Below are 22,725 nucleotides of genomic sequence, written 5' to 3' on the forward strand. Positions count from 1 at the left end.
GTCGGGTGACACAGCCGCGTGAGAGGATCTGCGGCGGTCCGTTGACGCCGACGCCGCCGGGGAGGTTCGTGCTGTGCTGGTCGCGCACTGCCTGTTCAGCGGGGAGGGCAGCTGGGAGTGCTGGGTCGAGGACGCCTCGCGGCTGAGTGCGCTGCCCGCGCAGCGGGGACGGCGGTCGTCGCGGCCGCGGCCGCATCCGTTCGCGGTGCAGGCCGGTGACCTGTTCGGGGCGCTGGGCCTGACCGACGACGCGGACCTGGAGACGGCGGGCTGGTCGGTGCTGGCGCTGCCCGCGTACCGCGACCGGCCCGGTCCCTCGCCGGAGCTGCGGCAGGCCGCGCCGCACGCGCCGGAGCCCGATCACCTCGGCGCGTGGGTGGTGCCGACCGTGCGGCTCGACGCCGCCACCATGCTGCGGCTGCTGCCGCGGCTGGCGCCGACCGGCGGGGCCACGGTGCGGTACGCCGCCGCGCTCGCGCGGACCGCGGCACACGTCGTGGGCAGCGGTCTGGTGGTCCCGGCGCTGGACCGCGACGAGGACGCCGGCAGTTTCTTCGCCTCCTGGCGGCAGGTGCCGTCGTTGCAGGTCGCCGCGCTGCGCATCCCGCTGGTCGCGGCGATGCCGCCCGCGTTCCGGTGCTGGATGCCCGACGGCGAGGTGGCCCTCGGGCCGGCCGACCGGGTGCTCGACGCCGCGCTCGACTCCCTGGTCGACGTGCTGGCCGGGCAGGCCCTGGCCGAGGCCGAGCTGACCCTGCTGCCGCCGCAGCGCGGGCGCGCGCCGCGCCGGACACCGGTGGCCGAGCACTGGCTCACCGCACTGACCTCCGAGGACAACCTCCTCGACCCCGACGAGCTCGGCCCGCACCTCGTCGACGATCTCGCCCAGCGGCTGGAACGCTGGCAGCACGGCGGTCGCGGCACGGCCGGTGCCGGGCTGGTGCGCACCTGTCTGCGCCTGGTGGCCCCACCGGACGCGTCGTCACTCGGCGAGCCGGCCCCGCAGTCCCGCGACGCGGACGGCGCGGACGATGGCTGGCGGCTGGAGCTGCTGCTGCAGTCGCAGGAGGATCCGTCGCTGGTTGCGGACGCGGGCTCGGTCTGGCGGCTGGACGGCAACGCGCTGCTGTTCGCCGAGGCCGGCATCGACCCGCAGGTGGAGCTGCTGACCGGGCTGGGCCGGGCGGCCGAGGCGTATCCGGCGCTGCGGCAGGCGCTGCACGAGGCCGCGCCCGTCGAGGCGGCGCTGGACGCCGAGGGCGCTTTGGCGTTCCTGCGTACGCATGCCGCGGCGGTGGCCGCCGCGGGGGTGGGCGTGCTGCTCCCGGCCTGGTGGAGCGGCCCGCGGCCGCGGCTCGGGCTGCGGCTGACCGCGCAGACGCCCGCGCAGCCGGGGCGAGTGGCCAAGGAGTCCGCGCTCGGCATGGACTCCCTCGTCGAGTACGCCTGGCAGGTCGCCCTCGGCGACGACGTGCTCACCGAGGCGGAGCTGGCCGCGCTGGCCGCGGCGAAGACACCGCTGGTGCGGGTACGCGGCCAGTGGGTCGAGGTCGACCAGCGCCGTCTCGCCGACGGCCTCAAGCGGCTGGCCAAGACCCGGCAGCGCGCCCTGACCGCGCGCGACGTGCTGAAGGCGGGACTGCTCGGCGACGACGCCGACGCCGGGCTGCCGCTGGTCGGCGTCGAGGCCACCGGCTGGCTCGGCGGCCTGCTGCACGGCACCGACGGCGCCTTCACCGCACTGCCCACGCCGGACGGCTTCGGCGCGCGGCTGCGCCCGTACCAGGAGCGCGGCCTGGGCTGGCTGTCGTTCATGGACGCGCTGGGCGTCGGCGCGGTGCTCGCCGACGACATGGGCCTGGGCAAGACCATCCAGGTGCTCGCCCTGCTGGAGAACGAGCGCCGCCAGGGCACCGGCACCGGCCCGACCCTGCTGATCTGCCCGATGTCGCTGGTCGCGAACTGGCAGCGGGAGGCGGCGAAGTTCACCCCGAAGCTGGCCGTGCACGTGCACCACGGCGCGGAGCGGCTGACCGGCGAGCAGTTCCGCGACGCGGTCGCCGGGGTCGACCTCGTGCTGACGACGTACTCCCTGGCCCTGCGCGACCAGCACGAGCTGGCCGAGGTGGCCTGGCGGCGGATCGTGGTCGACGAGGCGCAGGCCATCAAGAACGCGGCGACCAAGCAGTCCCGGGCCATCCGCGCCCTGCCCGCGCCCCGGCGGATCGCGCTGACCGGCACCCCGGTCGAGAACCGGCTCGCCGACCTCCACTCGATCATGGAGTTCGCCAGCCCGGGACTGCTCGGCAGTGCCGAGACGTTCAAGCGCCGCTTCGCCGTGCCGATCGAGCGCGACGGTGACGCCGAAGCCGCCGCACGGCTGCGCCGCGTCACCGGCGCGTTCATGCTGCGCCGGGTCAAGACCGACCCGACGATCATCTACGACCTGCCCGAGAAGATCGAGATGACGGTCGCCTGCAACCTCACCCGCGAGCAGGCCGCCCTCTACCAGACCGTGCTCGACGACATGCTGGCCCAGATCGAGGCGGCCGAGGGCATCGACCGGCGCGGGCTGATCCTGGCCACGCTGACCAAGCTCAAGCAGGTCTGCAACCATCCCGCGCAGCTGCTCAAGGACGGGTCCCGCATCGCCGGGCGCTCCGGCAAGGTCGCCCGGGTCGAGGAGATCTGCGAGGAGGTCCTCGCCGCGGGCGAGAAGGTGCTGCTGTTCACGCAGTTCGCCGAGTTCGGCGGGATGCTGTCCGAGCACCTGGCGGCACGGTTCGCCCAGCCGGTGCCGTTCCTGCACGGCGGCGTGGACTCCAGGACCCGCGACCGCATGGTCGTGTCGTTCCAGGACCCGGGCGGGCCGGGCATGTTCGTGCTGTCGCTCAAGGCCGGCGGCGTCGGCCTGAACCTGACCGCCGCCAACCACGTCATCCACGTCGACCGCTGGTGGAACCCGGCCGTCGAGGACCAGGCCACCGACCGCGCGTTCCGCATCGGCCAGCGCAAGAACGTCCAGGTACGCAAGCTGCTGTGCGCGGGCACGCTGGAGGAGCGCATCGACGCCGTGCTGGAGCAGAAGAAGGCGCTCGCCGAGGCGACCGTCGGCACCGGCGAGGCCTGGCTGACCGAGCTGTCCACCCAGGCGCTGCGCGAGCTGGTCACGCTGTCGCGCGACGCGGTCGTGGAGTAGGAGGACGACGATGGCCCGCCGCCCCACCACCGCCGACGGCCCGCGGGGCCGCCGCTCCGTCGGCCCCGCCACGGACGAGGAGTGGCACGACCCCTTCGACGACGGGCACCCCACGAGCGACTTCGATCCCTTCGCCGACGAGCCCGTCCCCCACGACCCGGACCCCTTCCCCGACGAGCCCGCCACCCACGACGTGGACCCGTTCGACGGTGGGTCCGCTTCGCACCGCCTGGGCGTCTTCGGCGACGGGTCCGGTGCCGCCGGGCATCCGGACGACCTCGATGACATCGGCGGTCCGGCGCCGGAGCGTCGGGGCTGGTTCCCGGTGTCCAAGCCGCGACTGCCCGCCGACGGCATCCGGGCCCGCAGCCAGCGCGGCGCCATCGCCACCACCTGGTGGTCGCACCGGTTCCTCGCCGCGATCGAGACACCCGAGACCGCGAGCAGGCTCACCCGGGGCAAGTCGTACGCGCGCACCGGACAGGTCCTGTCGCTCAAGGTCGGGCCGGGCGAGGTGCACGCCGAGGTCCAGGGCTCGCGGGCCCGGCCCTACGACGTCACCGTCACGCTGCCGGTGTACACGGGCGCCGAGGCGGAGCGGATCGTGGCGGCGCTGGCCCGGCAGGCCGCGTTCAGCGCCGCGCTGCTGGCCGGGCGGATGCCCGAGGACATCGAGGAGGCGTTCCGGCCGCTCGGGCTGTCGCTCCTGCCCGCCATGCGGGATCTGGAGATCGAGTGCTCCTGCCCGGACTGGGGCAACCCGTGCAAGCACGCCGCCGCCGTGTGCTTCCTGCTCGCCGAGCGGTTCGACGAGGACCCGTTCGCCATCCTGCTGTGGCGCGGGCTGTCCCGCGAGGTGCTGCTGGACGGGCTGCGCGAGCACCGCGCGCAGCGGGTCGGCACCCTGCCGCCCGAGCCGGAGCCGGAGCCGGATGCCGAGCTGGGCCGGTTCTGGGACGCCGGCGAGCTGCCGCCGCTGCCGCCGGTCGCGGACCTGTCCGCCGACCACGTGCTGCGGCGGCTCGGCCCGGCCGGGATCACCGTGCGCGGCGTCGATCTGGCTGCGCTGCTGGTCCCGGCGTACGAGGCGATGGTCCGCGGTCACCGCCCGCCCACCGACGCCACCGACGGGCAGTAGACCGACCTCCCCCGCCGTTTCTGCCGACCCGGGGCCGGGATCGCCGCGAAGATCGCTGTTTCGGGTCAGAACCTGTGGTGGAACTGCACATTCTGACCGGAACCGGCGATCTTTCCTCGGAAGCGGGCCCGGCGCGGCACGGCGCCCGGCCCGTTGCGGCGGCCCGGCGCGGTGTGGTGGTGGGGTCAGAGGTCGGCCAGGGCGCCGTGGTGGTGGATCGGGCCGGCCAGGTCGGACAGGATCTCGCCGGTCCCGCCCCAGCGCACCGCGATGATCTCGGCGGCGATGCTGACGGCGGTCTCCTCCGGCGTGCGGGCGCCGAGGTCCAGCCCGATCGGCGAGCGCAGCCGGCCCAGCTCGGCCTCGGTCATGCCGTGCTCGCGCAGCCGCGCCAGCCGGTCCTCGTGGGTGCGGCGCGAGCCCATCGCGCCGACGTACGCCACGGGCAGCCGCAGCGCGAGCTCCAGCAGCGGCACGTCGAACTTCGGGTCGTGGGTGAGCACGCAGAGCACGGTGCGCTCGTCGACGCGGCGGGCGGCCACCTCACCCTCCAGATACCGGTGCGGCCACTGCACGACGACCTCGTCGGCGGCCGGGAACCGCTTCGCGGTCGCGAACACGGGCCGGGCGTCGCACACGGTGACGTGATACCCGAGGAACCCGCCCATCCGGGCCACGGCGGCGGCGAAGTCGATCGCCCCGAAAACGATCATGCGGGTGGGCGGCGCGTACGCGTTGACGAACACCGCGAGCTCGTCGCCGCGCCGCTGCCCGTCGGCGCCGTAGTGCAGCATCCCGGTGCGCCCGGCGACGAGCAGCCCGCGCGCGTCGTCGGCGACGGCCGCGTCCAGCCGGGCCGAGCCGAAGGAGCCGGAGGTGCCGTCCTCCCACAGCACCATGCGCCGGCCGAGGCGTGGCGAGTCCGCCGGTTCGACGCAGGTCGCCACGGCCACCGGGCGGCCCTCGCGGATCGCCGCCGCGACCTCGCCGAGCTGCGGGAACGTGTCGCGGGAGAGCTGCTCGACGAACACCTCGATGGTGCCGCCGCAGGTCAGCGCCACCGCGAAGGCGTCGGAGTCGCTGACGCCGTAGCGTTCCAGCACGGGCCGGGCGCCCGGCTCGGCGGCGACCTCCTTGGCGACCTCGTACACGGCGGCCTCGACGCAGCCGCCGGAGACGCTGCCCTCGACCTGCCCGTCCGGCCCGACGAGCAGCGCCGCGCCGGGGCGGCGGGGCGCGGACCGCCAGGTCCGCACCACCGTCGCCAGGCCCACCGTCTCGCCCACCTCCCACCAGCGCAGCAGGTCGTCGAGCACGTCACGCACGGGGCACTTCCGAGCCGGGCACGTCCACGTCCGCCCCGTCGGACACGTCGTCGCAGGGCACCGTCTCGACCTCGTGCCGGGCCAGGTACGGCCGGGCGCCGACGTCGCCGACGGCGAGCTTCGCCGCCCCGGCCCAGTGGTCGCGGCCGAGCAGCACCGGGTGCCCGCCGTCCCCGCCGTACGTGGCGACGCGCAGCGTGGCCGGACCGGCGCCCGCCCCGACCCGGCGCACCGCCTCGGCGGTGATCCCCGGCGTGTCCACCAGCAGCACCACTACAGCCTCCACCTGCGGCGGCAGTGCCGCCAACCCCGCGCGCAGGGACGAGCCCATCCCGCTGGGCCAGTCCTCGTTCACCACCACCAGCGCGCCGGGCAGCTGCGGCGCCCGCTCGGCGCCCGCCCCCAGCACCACCACGACCGGTTCGCAGTCGCCCTCGCGCAGCGTGCGCAGCCCGCGCTGCACCATCAACTCCCCGTCGCCCGGCACCGGCGCGTACGCCTTGGGGCCCCCGTAGCGCCGTCCCGCCCCCGCTGCCAGCAGCAATCCGCCGACCGCCATTCTTATCCTCCCCCTGCCTCCCGATCCGCCCACTGAGCGGCGAGCCTCTCCCGGGCGGAGGCCGTCAGGCTGCCGTACAGGCGCAGCCGGGCCATGCCGCCGTCGGGGTAGATGTCCAGGCGCACCTCGTCGACCGGCCCGCCGTGCGCCAGGCGGAACCGGTGGCGGGTGTCGGGCTGCAGCCGGGTGCGGGGCAGCAGCGGCTCGCCGCCCCCGCCGGTCAGCCGCGCCCAGCCCGGAGCGTTGCCCTTGAAGTGCGAGGTGTCCAGCTCGGCCAGGTGGATCACACCCGGTGCGGCGAGCCGGACCCGGACCCAGTCGTTGCCGTCGTCGCGGCGCCGCCGGGTCTCCCAGCCCTCGCCCATGCTCGCGGCCAGGCCCGGCAGCAGCAGGTTGCCGGGCGAGCCGTAGAAGCGGTCGCTGCAGTCGGCGACCCGCCCGCCGAGCTCGGCGGCGGCCAGGTCGAGCGTGTCGGGCAGCAGGTCCGGGTCGGGGGCGGGCTCGCCGTAGACACGCAGCCGGGCCACGCCCCCGTCGGGGTGGATGGTGAGCCGTACGTGGGTGACGACGCGTCCCGCGGTGACGGCGAACCGGTTGCGGGTGTCGCCGTGCAGCGCTGAGCGCTCGACCAGCGGGAACCAGTCGGCGCCGGCCAGCTCGGCGGGCGAGGGGTAGCCGGGCGCGCGGCAGCCCTCGACGGACGCCTCGGGCGGGTAGTTGCCGGTGAAGAACGCGGTGTCGACCACGACGCCGTGCACGAACCCGGGTGCGCCGAGCCGGATCACGGCGTGGTCGTGGCCGGGCTCGCGGCGGCGGCGGGTCTCCCAGCCGTCGTACACCTGGCCCTTGGCCCCGAAGGTGCGCGGGGCGAAGGTCGGCGCCCACGGGTTGATCAGGTTGTCGCGCTCGGCGAAGAACTCGTCGTTGGCGGCGACGACGCTGCCCCCGACGTTGCGCGACGCCAGATCCAGCAGCTCCTCGAACGTCATGCCCTACCCCGTTCCAGCAGGCGGCCCATCGGCTCGGCGCCCGCGAGGCGTCCGCGCAGCCAGGTGTCGCGGACGACGCCGCGCAGGCGACGGCCGTGGTATGGCGAGACGTGGTGGCGGTGCAGCAGCTTCGCGGCGTCGACGGTGAACCCGGCGTCGGCGTCGAAGGCGACCAGGTCGGCGTCGGCTCCCTCGGCGATGCGGCCCTTGCCGGGCAGCCCCACCAGGTCGGCGGGGTTGGCCGCCATCCAGCGCACCACGTCGGCCAGGGTGTGCCCGCGCGCGGCGGCGGCGGTCCAGATCAGCGGCAGGCCGAGCTGCACCGAGGCGATGCCGCCCCAGGCGCTGCCGAAGTCGCCCGCCTTGAGGTCGGGCGGGCACGGCGAGTGGTCGGACACGACGCAGTCGACCACCCCGTCGGCCAGCGCCTGCCACAGCGCGTCCTGATGGGACCGGTCCCGGATCGGCGGGCAGCACTTGTACTGCGTCGCGCCGTCGGGCACGTCGGCGGCGTCGAGGGTGAGGTAGTGCGGGCAGGTCTCGGCGGTGACCCGGACGCCTTCGCGGCGGGCGGCGGCGATCAGCGGCAGCGCGTCGGCGGCGGCCAGGTGCAGGATGTGCACCCGGGCGCCGGTGCGCCGGGCCGCCTCGATCGCGGCGGCGACGGCGCGGGCCTCGGCCTGCGGCGGCCGGGAGGCCACGAAGTCGGCGAAGTGCTCGCCGTGCGCCGCGGTGACCAGCGCCGGGTCCTCGGCGTGCACCACGAACAGCGCGTCGACCGCGCCCAGGGCCTCCTCCAGCCCGGCCGGGTCCAGCGGCGGGAACTCGGGCACCCCGGAGTCGATGAGGAACGCCTTGAACCCGAACACGCCCCGCTCGTGCAGCGCGGGCAGCGCCCCGGCGTTGCCGGGCACCGCGCCGCCCCAGAAGCCGACGTCCACATAACACTGCTCGGCGGCGGCGGCCCGCTTGACCCGCAGCGCCTCGGTGTCGACGGTCGGCGGGATCGAGTTCAGCGGCATGTCGACGATGGTGGTGACGCCCCCGGCCGCGGCGGCGCGGGTCGCGGTGTCGAAGCCCTCCCACTGGGTGCGGCCCGGTTCGTTGACGTGCACGTGGGTGTCGACGAGGCCGGGCAGCAGGGCGCACTCGCCCAGGTCGATCACGTCGTGGCCGGTCAGGGCCTGGTGCCCGGCGACCGCGGCGATGAGGCCGTCGCGGATGCCGACGTCGGCGGGCCGCTCGCCCTCCGGCAGCAGCGTCCGGTGCGAGCGCAGGATGAGGTCGTAGTTCACAGCGATCCCAGCATAGATCGATCGACGCCGAATTCGCCGGAATCCAGCGCACCGCATTCCAGGGCGCGTCGCAGGAATCCGGCCAGGGCCCGCGCGGTCGCGGGTTCGTCGAGGTAGCCGGTGCCGCGGGCGGCGCTGTCGCGCTGCGCGGCGCTGTCGCGGCCGGCCAGCCACGCCCGCAGCCGCTCCGCCGCCTGCGGCGCGCCCTCCCGGAAGAAGGTGTACGCCGCCGCGTAGCGCGTCGGCAGCTGCGCCGGGTGCAGGTCCCAGCCCTGGTAGAAGCCGCGTTCCAGGCTCCGGCGCACCAGCCGCCGGTGCAGCGCCCAGGCGGCGTGCACGGCGGCGGTATCGCCGACGGGCAGCACGTTGGTGGAGCCGTCGACCACGCGCACGCCCGTGCCCGCCGCCGCGACCTGCATGACCGCCTTGGCGTGGTCGGCCACCGGATGCTCCATCGACTGGTACGCCGCCGCGACGCCCAGCGCCGCCGAGTAGTCGTACGTGCCGTAGTGCAGGCCGACGCAGCGGCCCTGCGCGGCCTGGATCATCGCGGGCAGCGGGCACGTCCCGTCCGGCCCCATCACCGCCTGCGGCATCTCCACCTGCAGCTCGAACCGCAACTGCCCGGCCATCGGCTCCAGCTGCCGGCACAGCCACACCATCGCCTCGACCTGGGCCACCGAGCTGACCTTCGGCAGTGTGATCACGAAGTGCGGCGGGATCGGGCCCAGCGCGTCGAGGAAGCGTTCCAGCGTGCGCACCGCGCGGGCGCGGGTGTCGGCCTCCAGGCTCTTGATCCGGATGCCGCAGAACGGCGCCGGGCGGCCCGCGACGAACGCCCCCATGGCGCGGGCGTGCGCGTCCTCGGTGGCGTCCTCGCGCCGGCCGTAGCCGTCCTCGAAGTCGATGCGCAGATCCTCGATCGGCTCGGTGGCCAGCTTGCGGCCGATCCGCTCGTGCAGCTGGTCCGGGTACGGCAGCCCGTGCTCGGCCAGCGCGGCCAGGGCCTGCTCGCCCCAGCGCTGCGCCAGCCCGGTGCGCACCCGGTCGGCGGGCACGTACACGGTGTGCAGCGGCTGGCGGCCGGGCGCCTCGCCGGGCCACCGGTCGCGCAGCACGCCGTCGGCCGCGGCGAGCCTGCGGTCCAGCTCGGCGAGCGGCACCCGGCCCGTGCCGTCGCGGGGCTCGCGCGGCACCCCGAGGAACTCCCCGGCCGGCGGCGACGGCATCAGTCGATCAGCTCCCCGGCCGGCAGCGTCAGGAACTCGGTGAAGTCGTCGGACAACGCCACCTGCTCGAAGAGCTTGCGGGCGGTGGCGTACTCCGGGCCGAGCATCTCCATCTCCTCCGCGATCAGCCGCTCCAGCAGCTCGCGGGTGACCTCGGTGCCGTCGTCCAGCCGCGCCGCGTTGTGCAGCCACTGCCACAGCTGGGAGCGGGAGATCTCGGCGGTGGCGGCGTCCTCCATCAGGTTGTTGATCGCCGCCGCGCCGTTGCCGTGCAGCCACGAGTGGATGTAGCGGATGCCGACGTCGATGTTGGCGTGCAGGCCGGCCAGCGTGATCTCGCCCGGGGTGGTGCGCACGTCGAGCAGGTCGTGCGCGTTCACCGCCACGTCCGGCCGCTGCCGCGAGAGCTGGTGCGGCGCGCCGGCCAGGGCCTGCTCGAACACCTCCAGGCAGACCGGCACCAGGTCGGGGTGGGCCACCCAGGAGCCGTCGAAGCCGTCGGCGGCCTCGCGCTCCTTGTCCTGGCGCACCTTGCCCAGCGCGGTCGCGGTGACCCCGGGGTCGCGCCGGTTCGGGATGAACGCCGCCATGCCGCCCATCGCGTACGCGCCGCGCCGGTGGCAGGTCTTCACCAGCAGCTGGGCGTACGCCCGCAGGAACGGCGCAGCCATGGTCACCTGGCCGCGGTCGGGCAGCGTGTACGCCGGGTGCGCCCGGAACTTCTTGATCAGGCTGAACAGGTAGTCCCAGCGCCCGGCGTTCAGGCCGCTGGCGTGCTCGCGCAGCTCCCACAGGATCTCGTCCATCTCGAACGCGGCCGTGATCGTCTCGATGAGGACGGTGGCCCGGATGCTGCCGTGCGGGATGTCCAGCAGCTCCTGCGCGGCGCAGAACACGTCGTTCCACAGCCGCGCCTCCAGATGGCTCTCCATCTTGGGCAGGTAGTAATAGGGACCACTGCCCTGGGCCAGCAGCTCCGCCGCGTTGTGGTAGAAGTGCAGGCCGAAGTCGACCAGCGCCGCCACGCCCGGCGAGCCGTCCACCTCGAAGTGGCGCTCGTCCAGGTGCCAGCCGCGCGGGCGCACCACGATGGTGGGCAGCGGCCCCGGGTGCAGGGCGTAGAGCTTGTCGCCCTGCTGCAGCGAGATGGTGCGGCGGACCGCCTCGTAGAGGCTGCGCTGGCCGCCGACGACGTTGGCCCAGTGCGGGGTGTTCGCGTCCTCAAGGTCGGCCAGCCACACCTTCGCGCCCGAGTTCAGCGCGTTGATGGTCATCTTCCGGTCGGTCGGTCCGGTGATCTCGACCCGCCGGTCCACCAGGTCGGCCGGGGCGGCCGCGACCGTCCACTCGGCCTCGCGCAGGTACGCGGTCTCGGGCAGGAAGTCCAGCGTGCCGGTCCGGGTGATCTCCTCCTGGCGGCGGGCCCGCGCCGCCAGCAGCTCGTCGCGGCGCGGCCGGAAGCGGCGCTGCAGCTCGGTGACGAACTCCACCGCTCCCGGGCTCAGAATGTCGGTCACTCACACTCCCACGATGTGTTCGGGCCGCACCGGCACCCTGGTCAGTGCCGCGCCGGTAGCGGCGCGTATCGCCGCCACCACGGCCGGTGTGGACGAGATCGTAGGCGGTTCGCCGACGCCGCGCAGCCCGTACGGCGAGTGCGGGTCGGCCATTTCGAGGATGTCCAGCTGCATCGGCGGCATGTCCATGATCGTAGGGAGCAGGTAGTCGGTGAAGGACGGATTACGCACCTTCCCGTCGACGAGCTGGACCTCCTCCATCAGCGCCAGCCCGAGCCCCTGCGCCGTGCCACCCTGGATCTGCCCCGCCACCGCGCCCGGGTTGACCGCCTTGCCGACGTCCTGGGCGGTCACGATCTCGACCACCTTCACCAGCCCCAGCTCCACGTCCACGTCCACGGTGGCCCGGTGCGCCGCGAACGCGTACTGCACGTGCGCGTCCCCCTGCCCCGTCTGCGGATCCAGCGCAGACGTCGGCCGGTGCCGCCACTGCACCGTCTCCTCGATCGCCTCGTCGGCGAGCAGCTCCACGATCTCCGCGACCACGTTCCCGTCCGCGCCGACCACCCGCCCCCCTTCCAGCGAAAGGAAGGGCACCTTCTTATCGCTATCCGTAGAGGAAGGTGCCCTTGTTAACTCCGGTGCGGCGAGGCGGTCCAGCAGGCGGGTCCGGATCGCCTGGCAGGCCGCGCGGACGGCGCCGCCGGTCATGTACGTCTGCCGCGACGCCGACGACGACCCGGCGCTGCCCACGGCCGTGTCCGCCGGGGCGATGGTGACCTGCTCGACGCCCAGCTCGGTGCGCACGATCTGCGCCTGCACGGTGACCAGCCCCTGGCCGACCTCGGCGGCGGCGGTGTGCACCAGCACGGCGGGCCGCCCGCCGACCACCTCCAGCCGCACCCGGGCCGTGGCGAAGTCGTCGAAGCCCTCGGAGAAGCACACGTTCTTGATGCCGATGCCGTACCCGACGCCGCGCACCACACCCTCGCCCCGCGTCGTGTTGGCCGTGCCGCCGGGCGCGAAGTCGGCCTGCGCCGGGGCCGCCGGTCTGTCCTGCACCAGCCTGAGCAGCTCGGCGACCGGCGCCGGGCCCTCCACCACCTGCCCGGTCGGCATCAGGTCGCCGGTGTGCAGCGCGTTGCGCACCCGCAGCTCCACCGGGTCCAGCCCGAGCGCGGCGGCCAGCCGGTCCATCTGGGACTCGTACGCGAAGCAGGCCTGCACCGCGCCGAAGCCGCGCATCGCCCCGCACGGCGGGTTGTTGGTGTAGAGCCCGTAGGCGTCCATCACCACGTTCGGCACGTCGTACGGCCCGACGCCGAGCGTCGCCGCGTTGGCGACCACCGCGCCGGTGCTGGACGCGTACGCGCCGCCGTCGAGCAGGATGCGCGCCTTCACGTACACGAGCCTGCCGTGCTCGTCGGCTCCGTGCTCGTAGCGCAGCCGCGCCGGGTGCCGGTGCACGTGGCCGAAGAACGACTCCTCGCGGCCGTACACCATCTTGACCGGGCGGCCCGTGCGCAGCGCCAGCATGCTGGCATGGACCTGCATGGACAGGTCCTCCCGCGCGCCGAACGCGCCGCCGACCCCGGCCAGGGTGAGCCGCACCTTGTCCGCCGGCAGCCCCAGGCACGCCGCGACCTGCTTCTGGTCCACGTGCAGCCACTGGGTGGCGATGTAGAGGTCGATCCCGCCGTCCTCGGCGGGCACGGCCAGCCCCGACTCGGGGCCGAGGAAGGCCTGGTCCTGCATGCCGACCTCGTACTCCCCCGTCACCACGACCGCGGCCGTGGCGTGCGGGTCGCCGCGCCGGATCGGCACGTGGCGCAGCAGGTTCGGCCGGTCGACGTGCACCCGCGGACCGGCCGGGTCGAGGGCCGCCTCGGGATCGGTGACCGGGTCGAGGACCTCGTAGCCCACCTCCACCCGGGCGGCGGCGCGGCGCGCGGTCTCCGGATGGTCGGCGGCCACGATCACGATCGGCTCGCCCTGGTAGCGCACCACGCCCGCGGCCAGCACCGGCTGGTCGACGTGCTCCAGGCCGTAGAGCGGCTCGCCCGGCACGTCCTCGTGGGTGAGCACCGCGTACACGCCGGGCACGCGCAGCGCCGGGCCGATGTCGAGCGCGGTGATCCGCGCGCGCGGATGCGGGCTGCGCAGCGTCGCGCCCCACAGCATGTCGTCGGCCCACAGGTCGGACGAGAACGCGAACTCGCCGGTCACCTTCAGCCGCCCGTCCGGCCGCTGCGGCGACGCCCCCACCCCGCCGTCCACCACCGCCACCAGCCCCACGGGCGCCGTGGTCGTCATCGCGCCACCCCCTCTGCCCTGCCGCAACTCTTGACGAGCTGCGGCCTAGAAGTCCCGCTGAGCGCGCGACTCTTCAGCAGTCGCGCCGGGGGCGTGACGGCGCCGGTGGGCGGGCGGGTGGTCATCGGCCGGCCTTTCGCAGGAGGGTGCGGCTGACCCGGGTGAGGTCGCGGGCCAGGGAGTCCTCGTCGGCGTGGACCAGGCGGCCGGCGCGGACCACCGGCCGGCCGCCGACCAGCAGCGCCTCGACGCGGGCGGGCGGGCCGAAGACCAGGGCCGCGACCGGGTCGTCGATCCCGGCGTGGCCGATGCCGTCGATGCGCCACAGCGCCAGGTCGGCGAGCTTGCCCGGCTCCAGGCTGCCCAGCTCGCCGTCGCGGCCGAGGCACCGGGCCCCACCGGTGGTGCCCAGCGCGAGCGCCTCGCGGGCGGTCAGCGCGGCCGGGCCGCCGCGCAGCCGCGCGACCAGCATCGCCTGGCGCAGCTCCGGGCCCAGCTCACCGGCCTCCTGGGAGGCCGTGCCGTCGACGCCGAGGCCGACCGGCGCGCCCGCGTCGAGCAGGTCGCGCACCCGCGCGATCCCCGCGCCGAGCCGCGCGTTGGAGCTGGGGCAGTGCGCCACGCCGGTGCCGGTGGCGCCCAGCCGGGCCACCGCGCCGTCGTCGAGGTGCACGCCGTGCGCCAGCCACACGTCGTCGCCGAGCCAGCCGAGCTTCTCGGCGTACTCGACGGGCGTGCAGCCGAACCGGTCGCGGCAGAAGGCGTCCTCCTCGACCGTCTCGGCGAGGTGGGTGTGCAGCCGTACGCCGTGCGCGCGGGCCAGGGACGCGGCCTCGCGCATCAGGTCGGAGGTGACCGAGAACGGCGAGCACGGCGCGACGGCGACGCGCACCCGCGACGACGGCGACGGGTCGTGGTGCCGCTCGATCGCCTCGGCGGTCGCGGCGAGCGCGGCGTCGGTCGACTCGACGACGCTGTCCGGCGGCAGCCCGCCCTGCGAGACGCCGAGGTCCATCGAGCCCCGGCAGGCGTGCAGCCGTACGCCGACCGCCCCGGCCGCCTCGACCTGCGTGCCGATCAGGTCGCCGGAGCCGCGCGGGAACACGTAGTGGTGGTCGGCGGCGGTGGTGCAGCCGGACAGGGCCAGCGCGCCGAGCCCGGCGGCGGTGGTGACGTACACCAGCTCGTCGTCGATCCCGGCCCAGACCGGATAGAGCTCGACCAGCCAGTCGAACAGGTTGCTCTGCTGCGCCAGCCCGCGCGTGGCCCACTGGTAGAGGTGGTGGTGGGTGTTGACCAGGCCCGGCGTGGCCAGGCAGCCCCGGCCGTCGATCACCTGGTCGGCGGGCCCGTCGAAGTCGCCCGCGCCGACGGCCGTGATCCGGTCCCCGTCGATCACCACGTGCCCGTGCGGGTACTCGGTGCCCGCCCCGTCGACCGTGGCGATCGCGCATCCGTTGACGACGGTCCTCATGACGCCGCCCCGCCGAGACCGCCCCGACCCGGCGCACCGCCCGGACCGGCCGGGCCGCCGTGCCCGGATCGGACGGCCGGGTCGGCGGCGACACCGCCGGAGGCGGCGAGGCGTACCGCGTCCATGATCTTCTCGTAGCCGGTGCAGCGGCACAGGTTCCCGGCCAGGGCCTCGCGGATCTCCGGGTCGCTGGGGTGCGGGTTGCGGCCCAGCAGGTCGTGCACCGAGACGATCAGGCCCGGCGTGCAGAAGCCGCACTGCACGGCGCCGGTCTGCAGGAACGCCCGCTGCACGGGGTCGAGATCGCCCTCCGGCGCGAGTCCCTCGACGGTGCGGATCTCGCGCCCGGCGGCCTGTCCCGCGGCGACCAGGCAGGCGCAGACGGCGGTGCCGTCGAGGTACACCGTGCACGAGCCGCACTCGCCCTGCTCGCAGGCGTTCTTGCTGCCGGGCAGGGCGAACCGCTCGCGCAGCACGTAGAGCAGGCTCTCGCCCTCCCAGACGTCGTCGGCGGTCCGGGTCAGCCCGTTGACCGTGCAGGTCAGCCGCATAGTTCCCTCCAGGCCCAGGTCAGGGTGCGCCGGCCCAGCACGGCCAGCGCGTGGCGGCGGTACGCGGCCGTGCCGCGCACGTCGTCGATCGGGGCGGCGGCCGCCGCGACCAGCTCGCCGAACCGCCGTACGACGGCGGGGTCGAGCGTGCCGAGGGTGTCCCAGGGCAGCTCGCCCGCGGCGAACAGCTCCGCCTCGACCGCCCGGCGCGGCGTCGGGGCGGCCGAGCCGATGCCCGTGCCGACCGCGCGCCGGTCCGGGTGCAGGGCCAGCGCGAACGAGCTGACCGCGATCACCATCGCGTTGCGGGTGCCGATCTTCGAGAACTGCTCGGGCCCGGCGGCGGGGCGCACCAGCACCGCCGCGATCAGCTCGTCGGGCGCGAGCACGCTGCGCTTGGGGCCGGTGAAGAAGTCCGCGACCGGCACCAGCCGGGTGCCGCGTACCGACGCGAGCTCGATCTGCGCCCCGGCGGCCAGCAGCGGCGGATGGGCGTCACCGGCGGGAGAGGCCGAGCCGAGGTTGCCGCCGAGCGTGCCCCGGTTGCGGATCTGCGGCGAGCCCACCGTGCGCGCGGCCATGGCCAGGCCGGGCAGCCGGTCGCCCAGCTCCTCCATGATCCGGGTGTAGGACACCCCCGCGCCGACGCGCAGCAGCTCACCGTCCATCGACCAGGTGGTCAGCTCGCCCAGGCGGGTCAGGTCCAGCAGCGCCGGGGGCCGCCGCCGGTGGAAGTTCAGCTCGACCATCACGTCGGTGCCGCCCGCGATCGGCACCGCGTCCGGCCGGTCCGCCTTGATCTGCAGCGCGTCGTCCCAGGTCGACGGCGTCATGAAGTCCATCAGGCCGCTCCCAGCTCCCACGCTAGCCCCGCCGGCGGCGCGTCGTCGCGCAGCACCGTGCCCTCGATCAGCCCGTACGGCCGGTCGGCGGCGAAATAGACGCGGTCGGGGTTGTCGAGCCCGAACGGCGACAGGTCCACCAGGAAGTGGTGCCGGTTGGGCAGCGCCAGCCGCACCTCGGCCACCTCCGGCACGGTCTGCAGCACCCGCTCGCCCATCGCGTACAGCGTCTGCTGCAGCGAGCGGCTGTAGGTGTCGGCGAACGCGTCGATCAGGCCGCTGCGGACCTGCTCGAAGGCCGCGTCCCAGGCGACGTCGGCCGAGATGAAGCGCCAGCGGGCGTCCACCGCGGTGGCCAGGATGCGCTCGCTCGCCTCCGGCAGCGTCGTGTACCGGTCGCGGGCGAAGCCCCGGAACTCCGAGCCGGTCGTGTTCAGCAGGGTCAGCCCGTGCAGCCCGCCCACCACCCAGGCCTGCTCGGCCGTGGCGGTCAGCGTCGCGGTGCGCACCTCGTCCCCGGCGCGGGCGAACGAGTGGTCGCCCAGCCGCCGCCAGCCGTACGACTCGATGTGCACCTGCGCCCGCTCCACCGCGTCGGTGCCGGTGACGAAGTGCCGGGCCAGCTCCAGCCCGAACCGCTCGATCTCGCCGACGCCGCGCCGCGCGAACGCGTACACCGTGTTCTTCTGCGTGTCGGTCGGCAGCACGTCGCTGTTGTCGCCGGTCAGGTGCGTGGCGTCGAGGCGGCCCGCGAGCCGCGTGCTCACGTTCAGGTCGGTCAGCGCGTGCCGGTCGCCGTCACGGGCCACCGCGACCAGGCGGCACTCCGCCTTGCCGTACCGGTTGGGCCCCAGGTGGATCGCCATCAGGACCCCCGGTAGGTGGTGTAGCCGAACTTGCTCAGCAGCAGCGGCACGTGCAGGTGCCGCGCCGGATCGGTCACGTCGAACACCACGGTCACCTCGGGGAAGAAACTGCCCAGCCCCTGGTACGCGGCGACGTCGAAGCGCAGCCCGTAGCGGCCCACCAGCCACTGCTCGGCGGGCACCCAGTCCGACAGGCGCCCGTCGGCGTCCGTCGTGCCGGTCGCCACGGTCACCCAGCCGTACTGCCCGAGCCGCTGCAGGGTCACCTGCACGTCGGCCGCGGGCTCACCGCGGCAGGTGTCCAGCACGTGCGTCGACAGGGTCATCCGCCCGCCCCGCCGGTTCTACTCGTCCTCACGCTGTCACCAACCGTTCCAGGCGCAGCAGGGTGATCGCCGTCAGCTCGCGGCGTACCACCTCGCGCTCGGTCTGCTCGTCGTTGGCCAGCCGCTCCCGCGCCGCCGCCAGCATCTGCCCGGCCGACTTGCCCGTCGCGAAGATGAGGAAGACATGGCCGAACCGCTCCTCGTACGCCCGGTTCGCGTCGACCAGCGCGGCCGCGGTCTGCTCGTCGGCCGACGCGGCACCGGACTGCTCCCGCCGCGACCAGGCCGCCTCCCGGCCCGCGCCCGCGGCCCGCTCGCCGATGCGCGGGTGGGCCGCCAGCGCCTGCGCGACGTCCGGCCAGGACAGTGCCGCCACCGCCCCGGCGGCGACCTCGCGCAGCTCGGCGTGCCCCGGATAGGGCCGGGCGGCCGACACCGCGCGCGCCCACGCGTCGCAGGCGCAGCAGGCGCGCAGCTCCTCCTCCGCCTGCGCCTGCGGCAGGTCGTTGAACGCGGCCAGCGACATGGGATGAGTCAACTGCCCCGCCCCCTGGCGTAGAAGGGTGAGAAGGACCGAAACTGCAACAAAGCCTGGCTAGGCTCTTTGGAGGTTACGACAAAGGCGGTCCGCATGCGGCTACGTGACGTGCTGGAACACCCTGGTGTCCGGCTGCCCGTGCTCGCCGGGGAGGGCGAGCTCGACCGCCCGGCGGGCAACACGTACACCACCGACCTGCTCGACCCGGCGCGCTACCTCGCCGGCGGCGAGGTCGTGCTCACCGGCATGATGTGGCGGCGCGAGCCCGCCGACTCCGAGGCGTTCGTCGCCGCGCTGGCCGGTGCCGGGGCGGCGGCGCTCGGCGCGGGCGAGGCGCTGCTCGGGCCGGTCCCCGCCGACCTGGTCGAGGCCTGCCTGCGGCACCGGCTGCCGCTGTTCGCCGTGCCGGCCGAGGTGTCGTTCCGCGAGGTGACCGACCGGATCAACACGGTGCTGTGGGCCGAGCGCGAGGCCGGCGCGGTCGCCGCCCGCAACCGCCGCCGCGGCCTGGTCGCCCGGCTCGCCGCCGGCGCCGACCTGGCCGAGGTATGGCCGAGGACGGGCGCGTGGGTCCTCAGCTGCACCGGCCGCGTCATCGTCGGCGGCCCGCTCGCCACCCAGGTCCCGGCGACCCCGGGTGCCGTCGACGACATCGTCGCCGGCGGCGCCGGCGGCAGTGGCACCATCACGAGCGGCACAGTCGTCAGCGGGGCCGTCGGCAGTGGTCGGGCGGGCGCGCGGGATGCCGCGGCCGGGTCAGGCCTCGGCGCGAAGCTCGCCGCCGCGTTCCTGCGTGCGGACACGCTGCCGGTGCGGTGCCGGATCGGCGACCGGGAGTTCCACCTGGACGCGCCCGCGCTCACCCCGGCGCTGGGCGCCCGCTTCGTGGCCGCCACCGAGGGCGGGTCCCCGCTGGAGGAGCTGGTCGAGCTGGCCGCCCTGGACGCGGCCCGGCAGGAACGCGCCCGGCAGGTCGAGCAGCGGCTCGCCGCCACCCTCGTCGCCGCCCTCGCCACCACCACCGACCCCGCCGAGACCACCGCCGCTCTCCACTCCTGCGGCATGCCGACCACCGGCCCGTACACCGTCGTCGTCGCCTCCCTCGACCGCGCCGGCCGCGGCGGTTTCGCCGAAAGTGCACGAATTCCCGGCCGCGAACCCGCAGTTTCCCCGAAACCGCAGCACGACCCCCGGTGCGACGTGTGCGCGGTCGTGGAGGAGATGGCGGGGCGGGGCGGTGCGGCGACGGTGGTGGCGGCGGACGGGGCGAGGGTGGTGGCGGTGGTCGCCGGTGGGGACGTGCTCGCCGGGGTGCGGGAGGGTGCGCGGCAGCTCGCGGCCGCAGCGCGCGGGACGCGGATCACCGCCGGGGTCAGCGAGACCGCTGCGGGGGTCGCCGAGCTGCCCGCCGCGCTGGCGCAGGCCCGGCACGCGCACGACTTCGCGGGCGAGCGTGACGGGAGGGTGCGGGTCGTCGGGTGCGGCGAGCTGGCCTCGCACGACCTGCTGCTGGCGGGCGTGCCCCGGGCCGCCCGGCAGGCGTTCGCCGACCGGCTGCTCGCGCCGCTGCGGGCGTACGACAGCTCGCACAACGCCGATCTGCTGCGCACCCTGCAGATGTTCCTGGCCTGCGACGGCTCGTGGACCAGGTGCGCGAGCGCGATGCACCTGCACGTGAACACGCTGCGCTACCGGATCCGCCGCATCGCCGACCTCACCGGCCGCGACCTCGACAGCTTCGCCGACCGCGTCGACCTCTACCTCGCCCTACGCCTGACACCCTGACCCGCCCGAAGATCACTCGACTTGCCAGGCACATGGGCGTACGCGTGCCCAAGATACGCCCATGTGCCAGGCAAGTCGGATGATCTTCAGGCGCCGCCGCCGAGGACGGCGTCGCCCTCGGCGGTCTCCTCGGCGGGTGGGCGGTGCTTGTGCAGCAGGGCCGAGATGGGGGTGCCGGTGTCGTTGACGCGCAGCACGAACGGCCGCTGCGGGGTGTAGCGGATCGCCGTGATCGACGACGGCTCGACCGAGATGCGCTGGAACAGGTCCAGGTGCATGCCGAGCGCGTCGGCCACGATCGCCTTGATCACGTCGCCGTGGCTGCACGCCAGCCACACCGCGTCGGGCCCGTGGGACTCGGTGATGCGCGCGTCCCAGGCCCGTACGGCGGTGACGGCGCGGTTGGCCATCGCCGCCATCGCCTCACCGCCGGGGAAGATCACGGCCGCGGGATGGTGCTGCACGGTCGCCCAGAGCGGGTTGTCGGCCAGCTCCTTGAGTGAGCGGCCGGACCACTCGCCGTAGCCGCACTCGCGCATGCCCTCGTCGGGCACCGCCGCCACGCCGGGCAGGGCGAGCTCCAGGGTCTGCCGGCAGCGGCGCAGCGGGCTGGTCACCACCACGGCCAGCGGCAGCCCGGCCAGGCGTCCCCGGGCCTGCTCGGCCTGGGCGACGCCCAGCTCGTCGAGCTCGACGGGCAGGTCCCCGGCGAGGATGCCGTCGGCGTTGGCGGTGGTGCGTCCGTGTCGCAGCAGCAGTAGGGTGGCCACGCCCGCCAGCCTAGGTCGCGGAGATGGTGTTCGTCGCGAGCAATGCGATGATCGCGCCACCCAGGATCACGCGGTACCACACGAACGTCATCAGCGTGTGGTGCGCGACGAACTTGAGCAGCCAGGCGATCGAGGCGTACGCGACGATGAAGCTCACGACCGTGCCGACGATCAGCACGGTGCCGGTGACGGTGGGGCTGCCCAGCGCCTCGGGCAGCTCGTAGATGCCGGCGGCGACGAGCGCGGGCACGCCCAGGAAGAACGACAGCCGGGTGGCGGTGACCCGGTCGATGTCGCGCAGCAGGCCGGTGGTGATGGTGGCGCCGGAGCGGGACACGCCCGGGATGAGCGCGAGGCACTGCGCGAAGCCGATGACCAGGGTGTCGGCCAGGCGCAGCTGCTTCTCGCCGCGCACCTGGGTGGCGGCGTACTCCGCGAAGGCCATCACGGCGCTCCACACGATCAGCGAGCCGGCCACGAACCACATGCTGCGCAGCGGGCCGGTGATCAGGTCCCGGCCGAGGAAGCCGACGATGCCGATCGGGATCGAGCCGGCGATGACGTACCAGGCGAACTTGTAGTCGAAGTCCTGGCGGCCCTCGGCGGAGAACAGGCCCTTGAACCATGCCGCGGCCAGGCGCCGGATGTCCTTGGCGAAGTAGACCAGCACCGCCGCGATCGCTCCGATCTGGATCACGGCGGTGAAGGCGGTGACGGCGGGATCGTCGATCGGCAGGCCCATCAGCTTCTCGGTGATGGTCAGGTGTCCCGTCGACGAGATCGGGAGGAACTCGGTGATCCCCTCCACGATGCCCAGGACGATCGCCTGCCAGATCTCGATCTCCACTTGTCTACTCTCCCAGTCCGCTCTCCGCGTAGGCATCGGCCACCGTACGCAAGGTCTCCTTGCCGGAGTCGGCGTCTGCGACGAACAGCGCCAGCGACAGAGTAGTCACGCCCGCGTCGGCGAACTCACGCAGGCGTCGCGCGATGCGGTCCTTGGGACCGAGCAATGAGGTGCGGTCGATGAACTCCATCGGTACGGCCGCGGCGGCGTCCCGGTGCTTACCGGCCAGGTACAGGTCCTGGACCTGCGCGGCGGCCTCGCCGTAGCCCATGCGGGTGGCGAGCTGGTTGTAGAAGTTCTGCTGTCGGCTGCCCATGCCGCCGACGTACAGCGCGGCATAGTTGCGCACCAGCTCGGCGCACATCTCGACGTTGTCGCCGACCACGACGGGCACGCTGGGCACGATGTCGAAGCCGTCGAGGGTCTTGCCCGCCTTGGCCCGGCCCGCGGCGATCTGGGCGAGCTGCTCGTCGGCGAACTCCGGCGCGAAGAACACGGCCAGCCAGCCGTCGGCGATCTCGCCCGCCAGCTCCAGGTTCTTCGGGCCGACCGCGGCGAGGTAGATCGGGATCTCGGTGCGCAGCGGGTGGAAGTTGAGCCGCAGCGCCTTACCCGGCCCGTCGGGCAGCGGCAGGGTGTGGAACTCGCCGTCGTAGCTGACCTGCTTGCGGCTCAGCGCGAGCTTGACGACGTCGACGTACTCGCGGGTGCGGGCCAGCGGCTTGGCGAAGCGCACGCCGTGCCAGCCCTCGGAGACCTGCGGGCCGGACACGCCCAGCCCGAGCCGGAAGCGCCCGCCGGACAGGGTGTCGAGGGTGGCGGCGGTCATCGCCGTGGCGGCCGGGGTGCGGCCGGGGATCTGCATCACGGCGCTGCCGACGTCGATGCGCTCGGTCTGCGCGGCGATCCACGACAGCAGCGAGGGCGAGTCGGACCCGTACGCCTCAGCCGCCCACACCACCGAAAAACCGAGCCGGTCGGCCTCGCGGGCCAGCGTCAGCAGCACTTCGGGCGTGGACCACGGCGTCAGGTAGCCGATGTTGAGACCGAGTCGCATGAAGACCTCCGTTGGCCGAGCCGCTTCTTCGGTGCGCCCACGTTACCCACTAGTAGCAATCATGGGAAGGATGACCCCCGTCTGTGGCCCGGCCCACACCACCCC

19 protein-coding genes are annotated in these 22,725 nt (G+C 74.4%); 3 read left to right on the forward strand and 16 right to left on the reverse strand.

The genetic code is table 11. The annotated features are described in order from the left end of the window. Window positions 1-73 precede the first annotated feature (73 nt). On the forward strand, window positions 74-3,199 hold the full coding sequence (locus AB0J67_RS15075; protein ID WP_363481874.1) for a DEAD/DEAH box helicase: 3,126 nt from the start codon (window positions 74-76) through the stop codon (window positions 3,197-3,199). Between the two features lie 10 nt (window positions 3,200-3,209). After that, the gene (locus AB0J67_RS15080; protein WP_363481877.1) at window positions 3,210-4,337 is read left to right on the forward strand and encodes an SWIM zinc finger family protein; all 1,128 of its coding nucleotides are present in this window, start codon (window positions 3,210-3,212) and stop codon (window positions 4,335-4,337) included. Between the two features lie 185 nt (window positions 4,338-4,522). Here the strand turns inward: AB0J67_RS15080 and AB0J67_RS15085 are convergent, their stop codons facing one another. The 13 genes from AB0J67_RS15085 to uraD form a co-directional block, all read right to left on the reverse strand. Further along, on the reverse strand, window positions 4,523-5,662 hold the full coding sequence (locus AB0J67_RS15085; protein WP_363481880.1) for an XdhC/CoxI family protein: 1,140 nt from the start codon (window positions 5,660-5,662) through the stop codon (window positions 4,523-4,525). After that, window positions 5,655-6,221, reverse strand: coding sequence for a nucleotidyltransferase family protein (locus tag AB0J67_RS15090; RefSeq protein WP_363481883.1), 567 nt, complete (start codon window positions 6,219-6,221; stop codon window positions 5,655-5,657). Before AB0J67_RS15090 ends, AB0J67_RS15085 begins: the two co-directional genes overlap by 8 nt. Before the next feature lie 2 nt (window positions 6,222-6,223). Continuing rightward, window positions 6,224-7,210, reverse strand: a complete 987-nt coding sequence (gene alc, locus AB0J67_RS15095) for an allantoicase (RefSeq protein ID WP_363481886.1) — start codon at window positions 7,208-7,210, stop codon at window positions 6,224-6,226. Beyond that, window positions 7,207-8,505 carry an allantoinase AllB gene (gene allB / locus AB0J67_RS15100; RefSeq protein ID WP_363481889.1) on the reverse strand — a complete coding sequence of 433 codons (1,299 nt, stop codon included), beginning with the start codon at window positions 8,503-8,505 and terminating at the stop codon, window positions 7,207-7,209. Before allB ends, alc begins: the two co-directional genes overlap by 4 nt. Further along, window positions 8,502-9,734: a hypothetical protein gene (locus tag AB0J67_RS15105; RefSeq protein WP_363481892.1), complete on the reverse strand. Its 1,233-nt coding sequence runs from the start codon at window positions 9,732-9,734 to the stop codon at window positions 8,502-8,504. The genes allB and AB0J67_RS15105 overlap by 4 nt, the downstream gene beginning before the upstream one ends. Then, window positions 9,734-11,251 (reverse strand): malate synthase A, encoded by a 1,518-nt coding sequence (aceB, locus tag AB0J67_RS15110; RefSeq protein ID WP_363481895.1) that lies wholly within the window; start codon window positions 11,249-11,251, stop codon window positions 9,734-9,736. Before aceB ends, AB0J67_RS15105 begins: the two co-directional genes overlap by 1 nt. After that, entirely contained in the window at window positions 11,252-13,564 is a 2,313-nt protein-coding gene (gene pucD, locus AB0J67_RS15115) for a xanthine dehydrogenase subunit D (protein WP_363481898.1), read from the reverse strand. It lies immediately after the preceding gene. 121 nt (window positions 13,565-13,685) lie between these two features. Next, window positions 13,686-15,038 carry an 8-oxoguanine deaminase gene (locus AB0J67_RS15120; RefSeq protein WP_363481901.1) on the reverse strand — a complete coding sequence of 451 codons (1,353 nt, stop codon included), beginning with the start codon at window positions 15,036-15,038 and terminating at the stop codon, window positions 13,686-13,688. Then, entirely contained in the window at window positions 15,035-15,589 is a 555-nt protein-coding gene (locus AB0J67_RS15125) for a (2Fe-2S)-binding protein (protein ID WP_363481903.1), read from the reverse strand. Before AB0J67_RS15125 ends, AB0J67_RS15120 begins: the two co-directional genes overlap by 4 nt. Next, a complete protein-coding gene (locus AB0J67_RS15130; RefSeq protein ID WP_363481906.1) occupies window positions 15,580-16,431 on the reverse strand; it encodes an FAD binding domain-containing protein in 852 nt (283 codons plus the stop codon). Before AB0J67_RS15130 ends, AB0J67_RS15125 begins: the two co-directional genes overlap by 10 nt. Continuing rightward, the gene (pucL, locus tag AB0J67_RS15135) at window positions 16,431-17,297 is read right to left on the reverse strand and encodes a factor-independent urate hydroxylase (protein ID WP_363481909.1); all 867 of its coding nucleotides are present in this window, start codon (window positions 17,295-17,297) and stop codon (window positions 16,431-16,433) included. Before pucL ends, AB0J67_RS15130 begins: the two co-directional genes overlap by 1 nt. Next, window positions 17,297-17,623 (reverse strand): hydroxyisourate hydrolase, encoded by a 327-nt coding sequence (gene uraH / locus AB0J67_RS15140; protein ID WP_363481912.1) that lies wholly within the window; start codon window positions 17,621-17,623, stop codon window positions 17,297-17,299. Before uraH ends, pucL begins: the two co-directional genes overlap by 1 nt. 28 nt (window positions 17,624-17,651) lie before the next feature. Beyond that, window positions 17,652-18,149, reverse strand: coding sequence for a 2-oxo-4-hydroxy-4-carboxy-5-ureidoimidazoline decarboxylase (uraD, locus tag AB0J67_RS15145; protein ID WP_363481915.1), 498 nt, complete (start codon window positions 18,147-18,149; stop codon window positions 17,652-17,654). Between the two features lie 105 nt (window positions 18,150-18,254). Between uraD and AB0J67_RS15150 the strand changes: the two genes are divergently transcribed. Beyond that, window positions 18,255-19,946: a PucR family transcriptional regulator ligand-binding domain-containing protein gene (locus AB0J67_RS15150; RefSeq protein ID WP_363481918.1), complete on the forward strand. Its 1,692-nt coding sequence runs from the start codon at window positions 18,255-18,257 to the stop codon at window positions 19,944-19,946. A gap of 86 nt (window positions 19,947-20,032) precedes the next feature. On the opposite strand, the gene AB0J67_RS15155 is transcribed toward AB0J67_RS15150, so the two are convergent. From AB0J67_RS15155 to AB0J67_RS15165, 3 genes are read right to left on the reverse strand one after another with little or no spacing between them, the layout of a single operon-like run. Continuing rightward, entirely contained in the window at window positions 20,033-20,725 is a 693-nt protein-coding gene (locus AB0J67_RS15155) for an MSMEG_4193 family putative phosphomutase (RefSeq protein ID WP_363481960.1), read from the reverse strand. A gap of 1 nt (window position 20,726) precedes the next feature. Continuing rightward, complete coding sequence (locus tag AB0J67_RS15160) at window positions 20,727-21,557, reverse strand: undecaprenyl-diphosphate phosphatase (protein WP_363481963.1); 831 nt, start codon at window positions 21,555-21,557, stop codon at window positions 20,727-20,729. Between the two features lie 10 nt (window positions 21,558-21,567). Continuing rightward, window positions 21,568-22,620: an LLM class F420-dependent oxidoreductase gene (locus AB0J67_RS15165; RefSeq protein WP_363481921.1), complete on the reverse strand. Its 1,053-nt coding sequence runs from the start codon at window positions 22,618-22,620 to the stop codon at window positions 21,568-21,570. Window positions 22,621-22,725 lie beyond the last annotated feature (105 nt).

The organism is Catellatospora sp. NPDC049609 (assembly GCF_040675365.1).
GTDB lineage: Bacteria > Actinomycetota > Actinomycetes > Mycobacteriales > Micromonosporaceae > Catellatospora.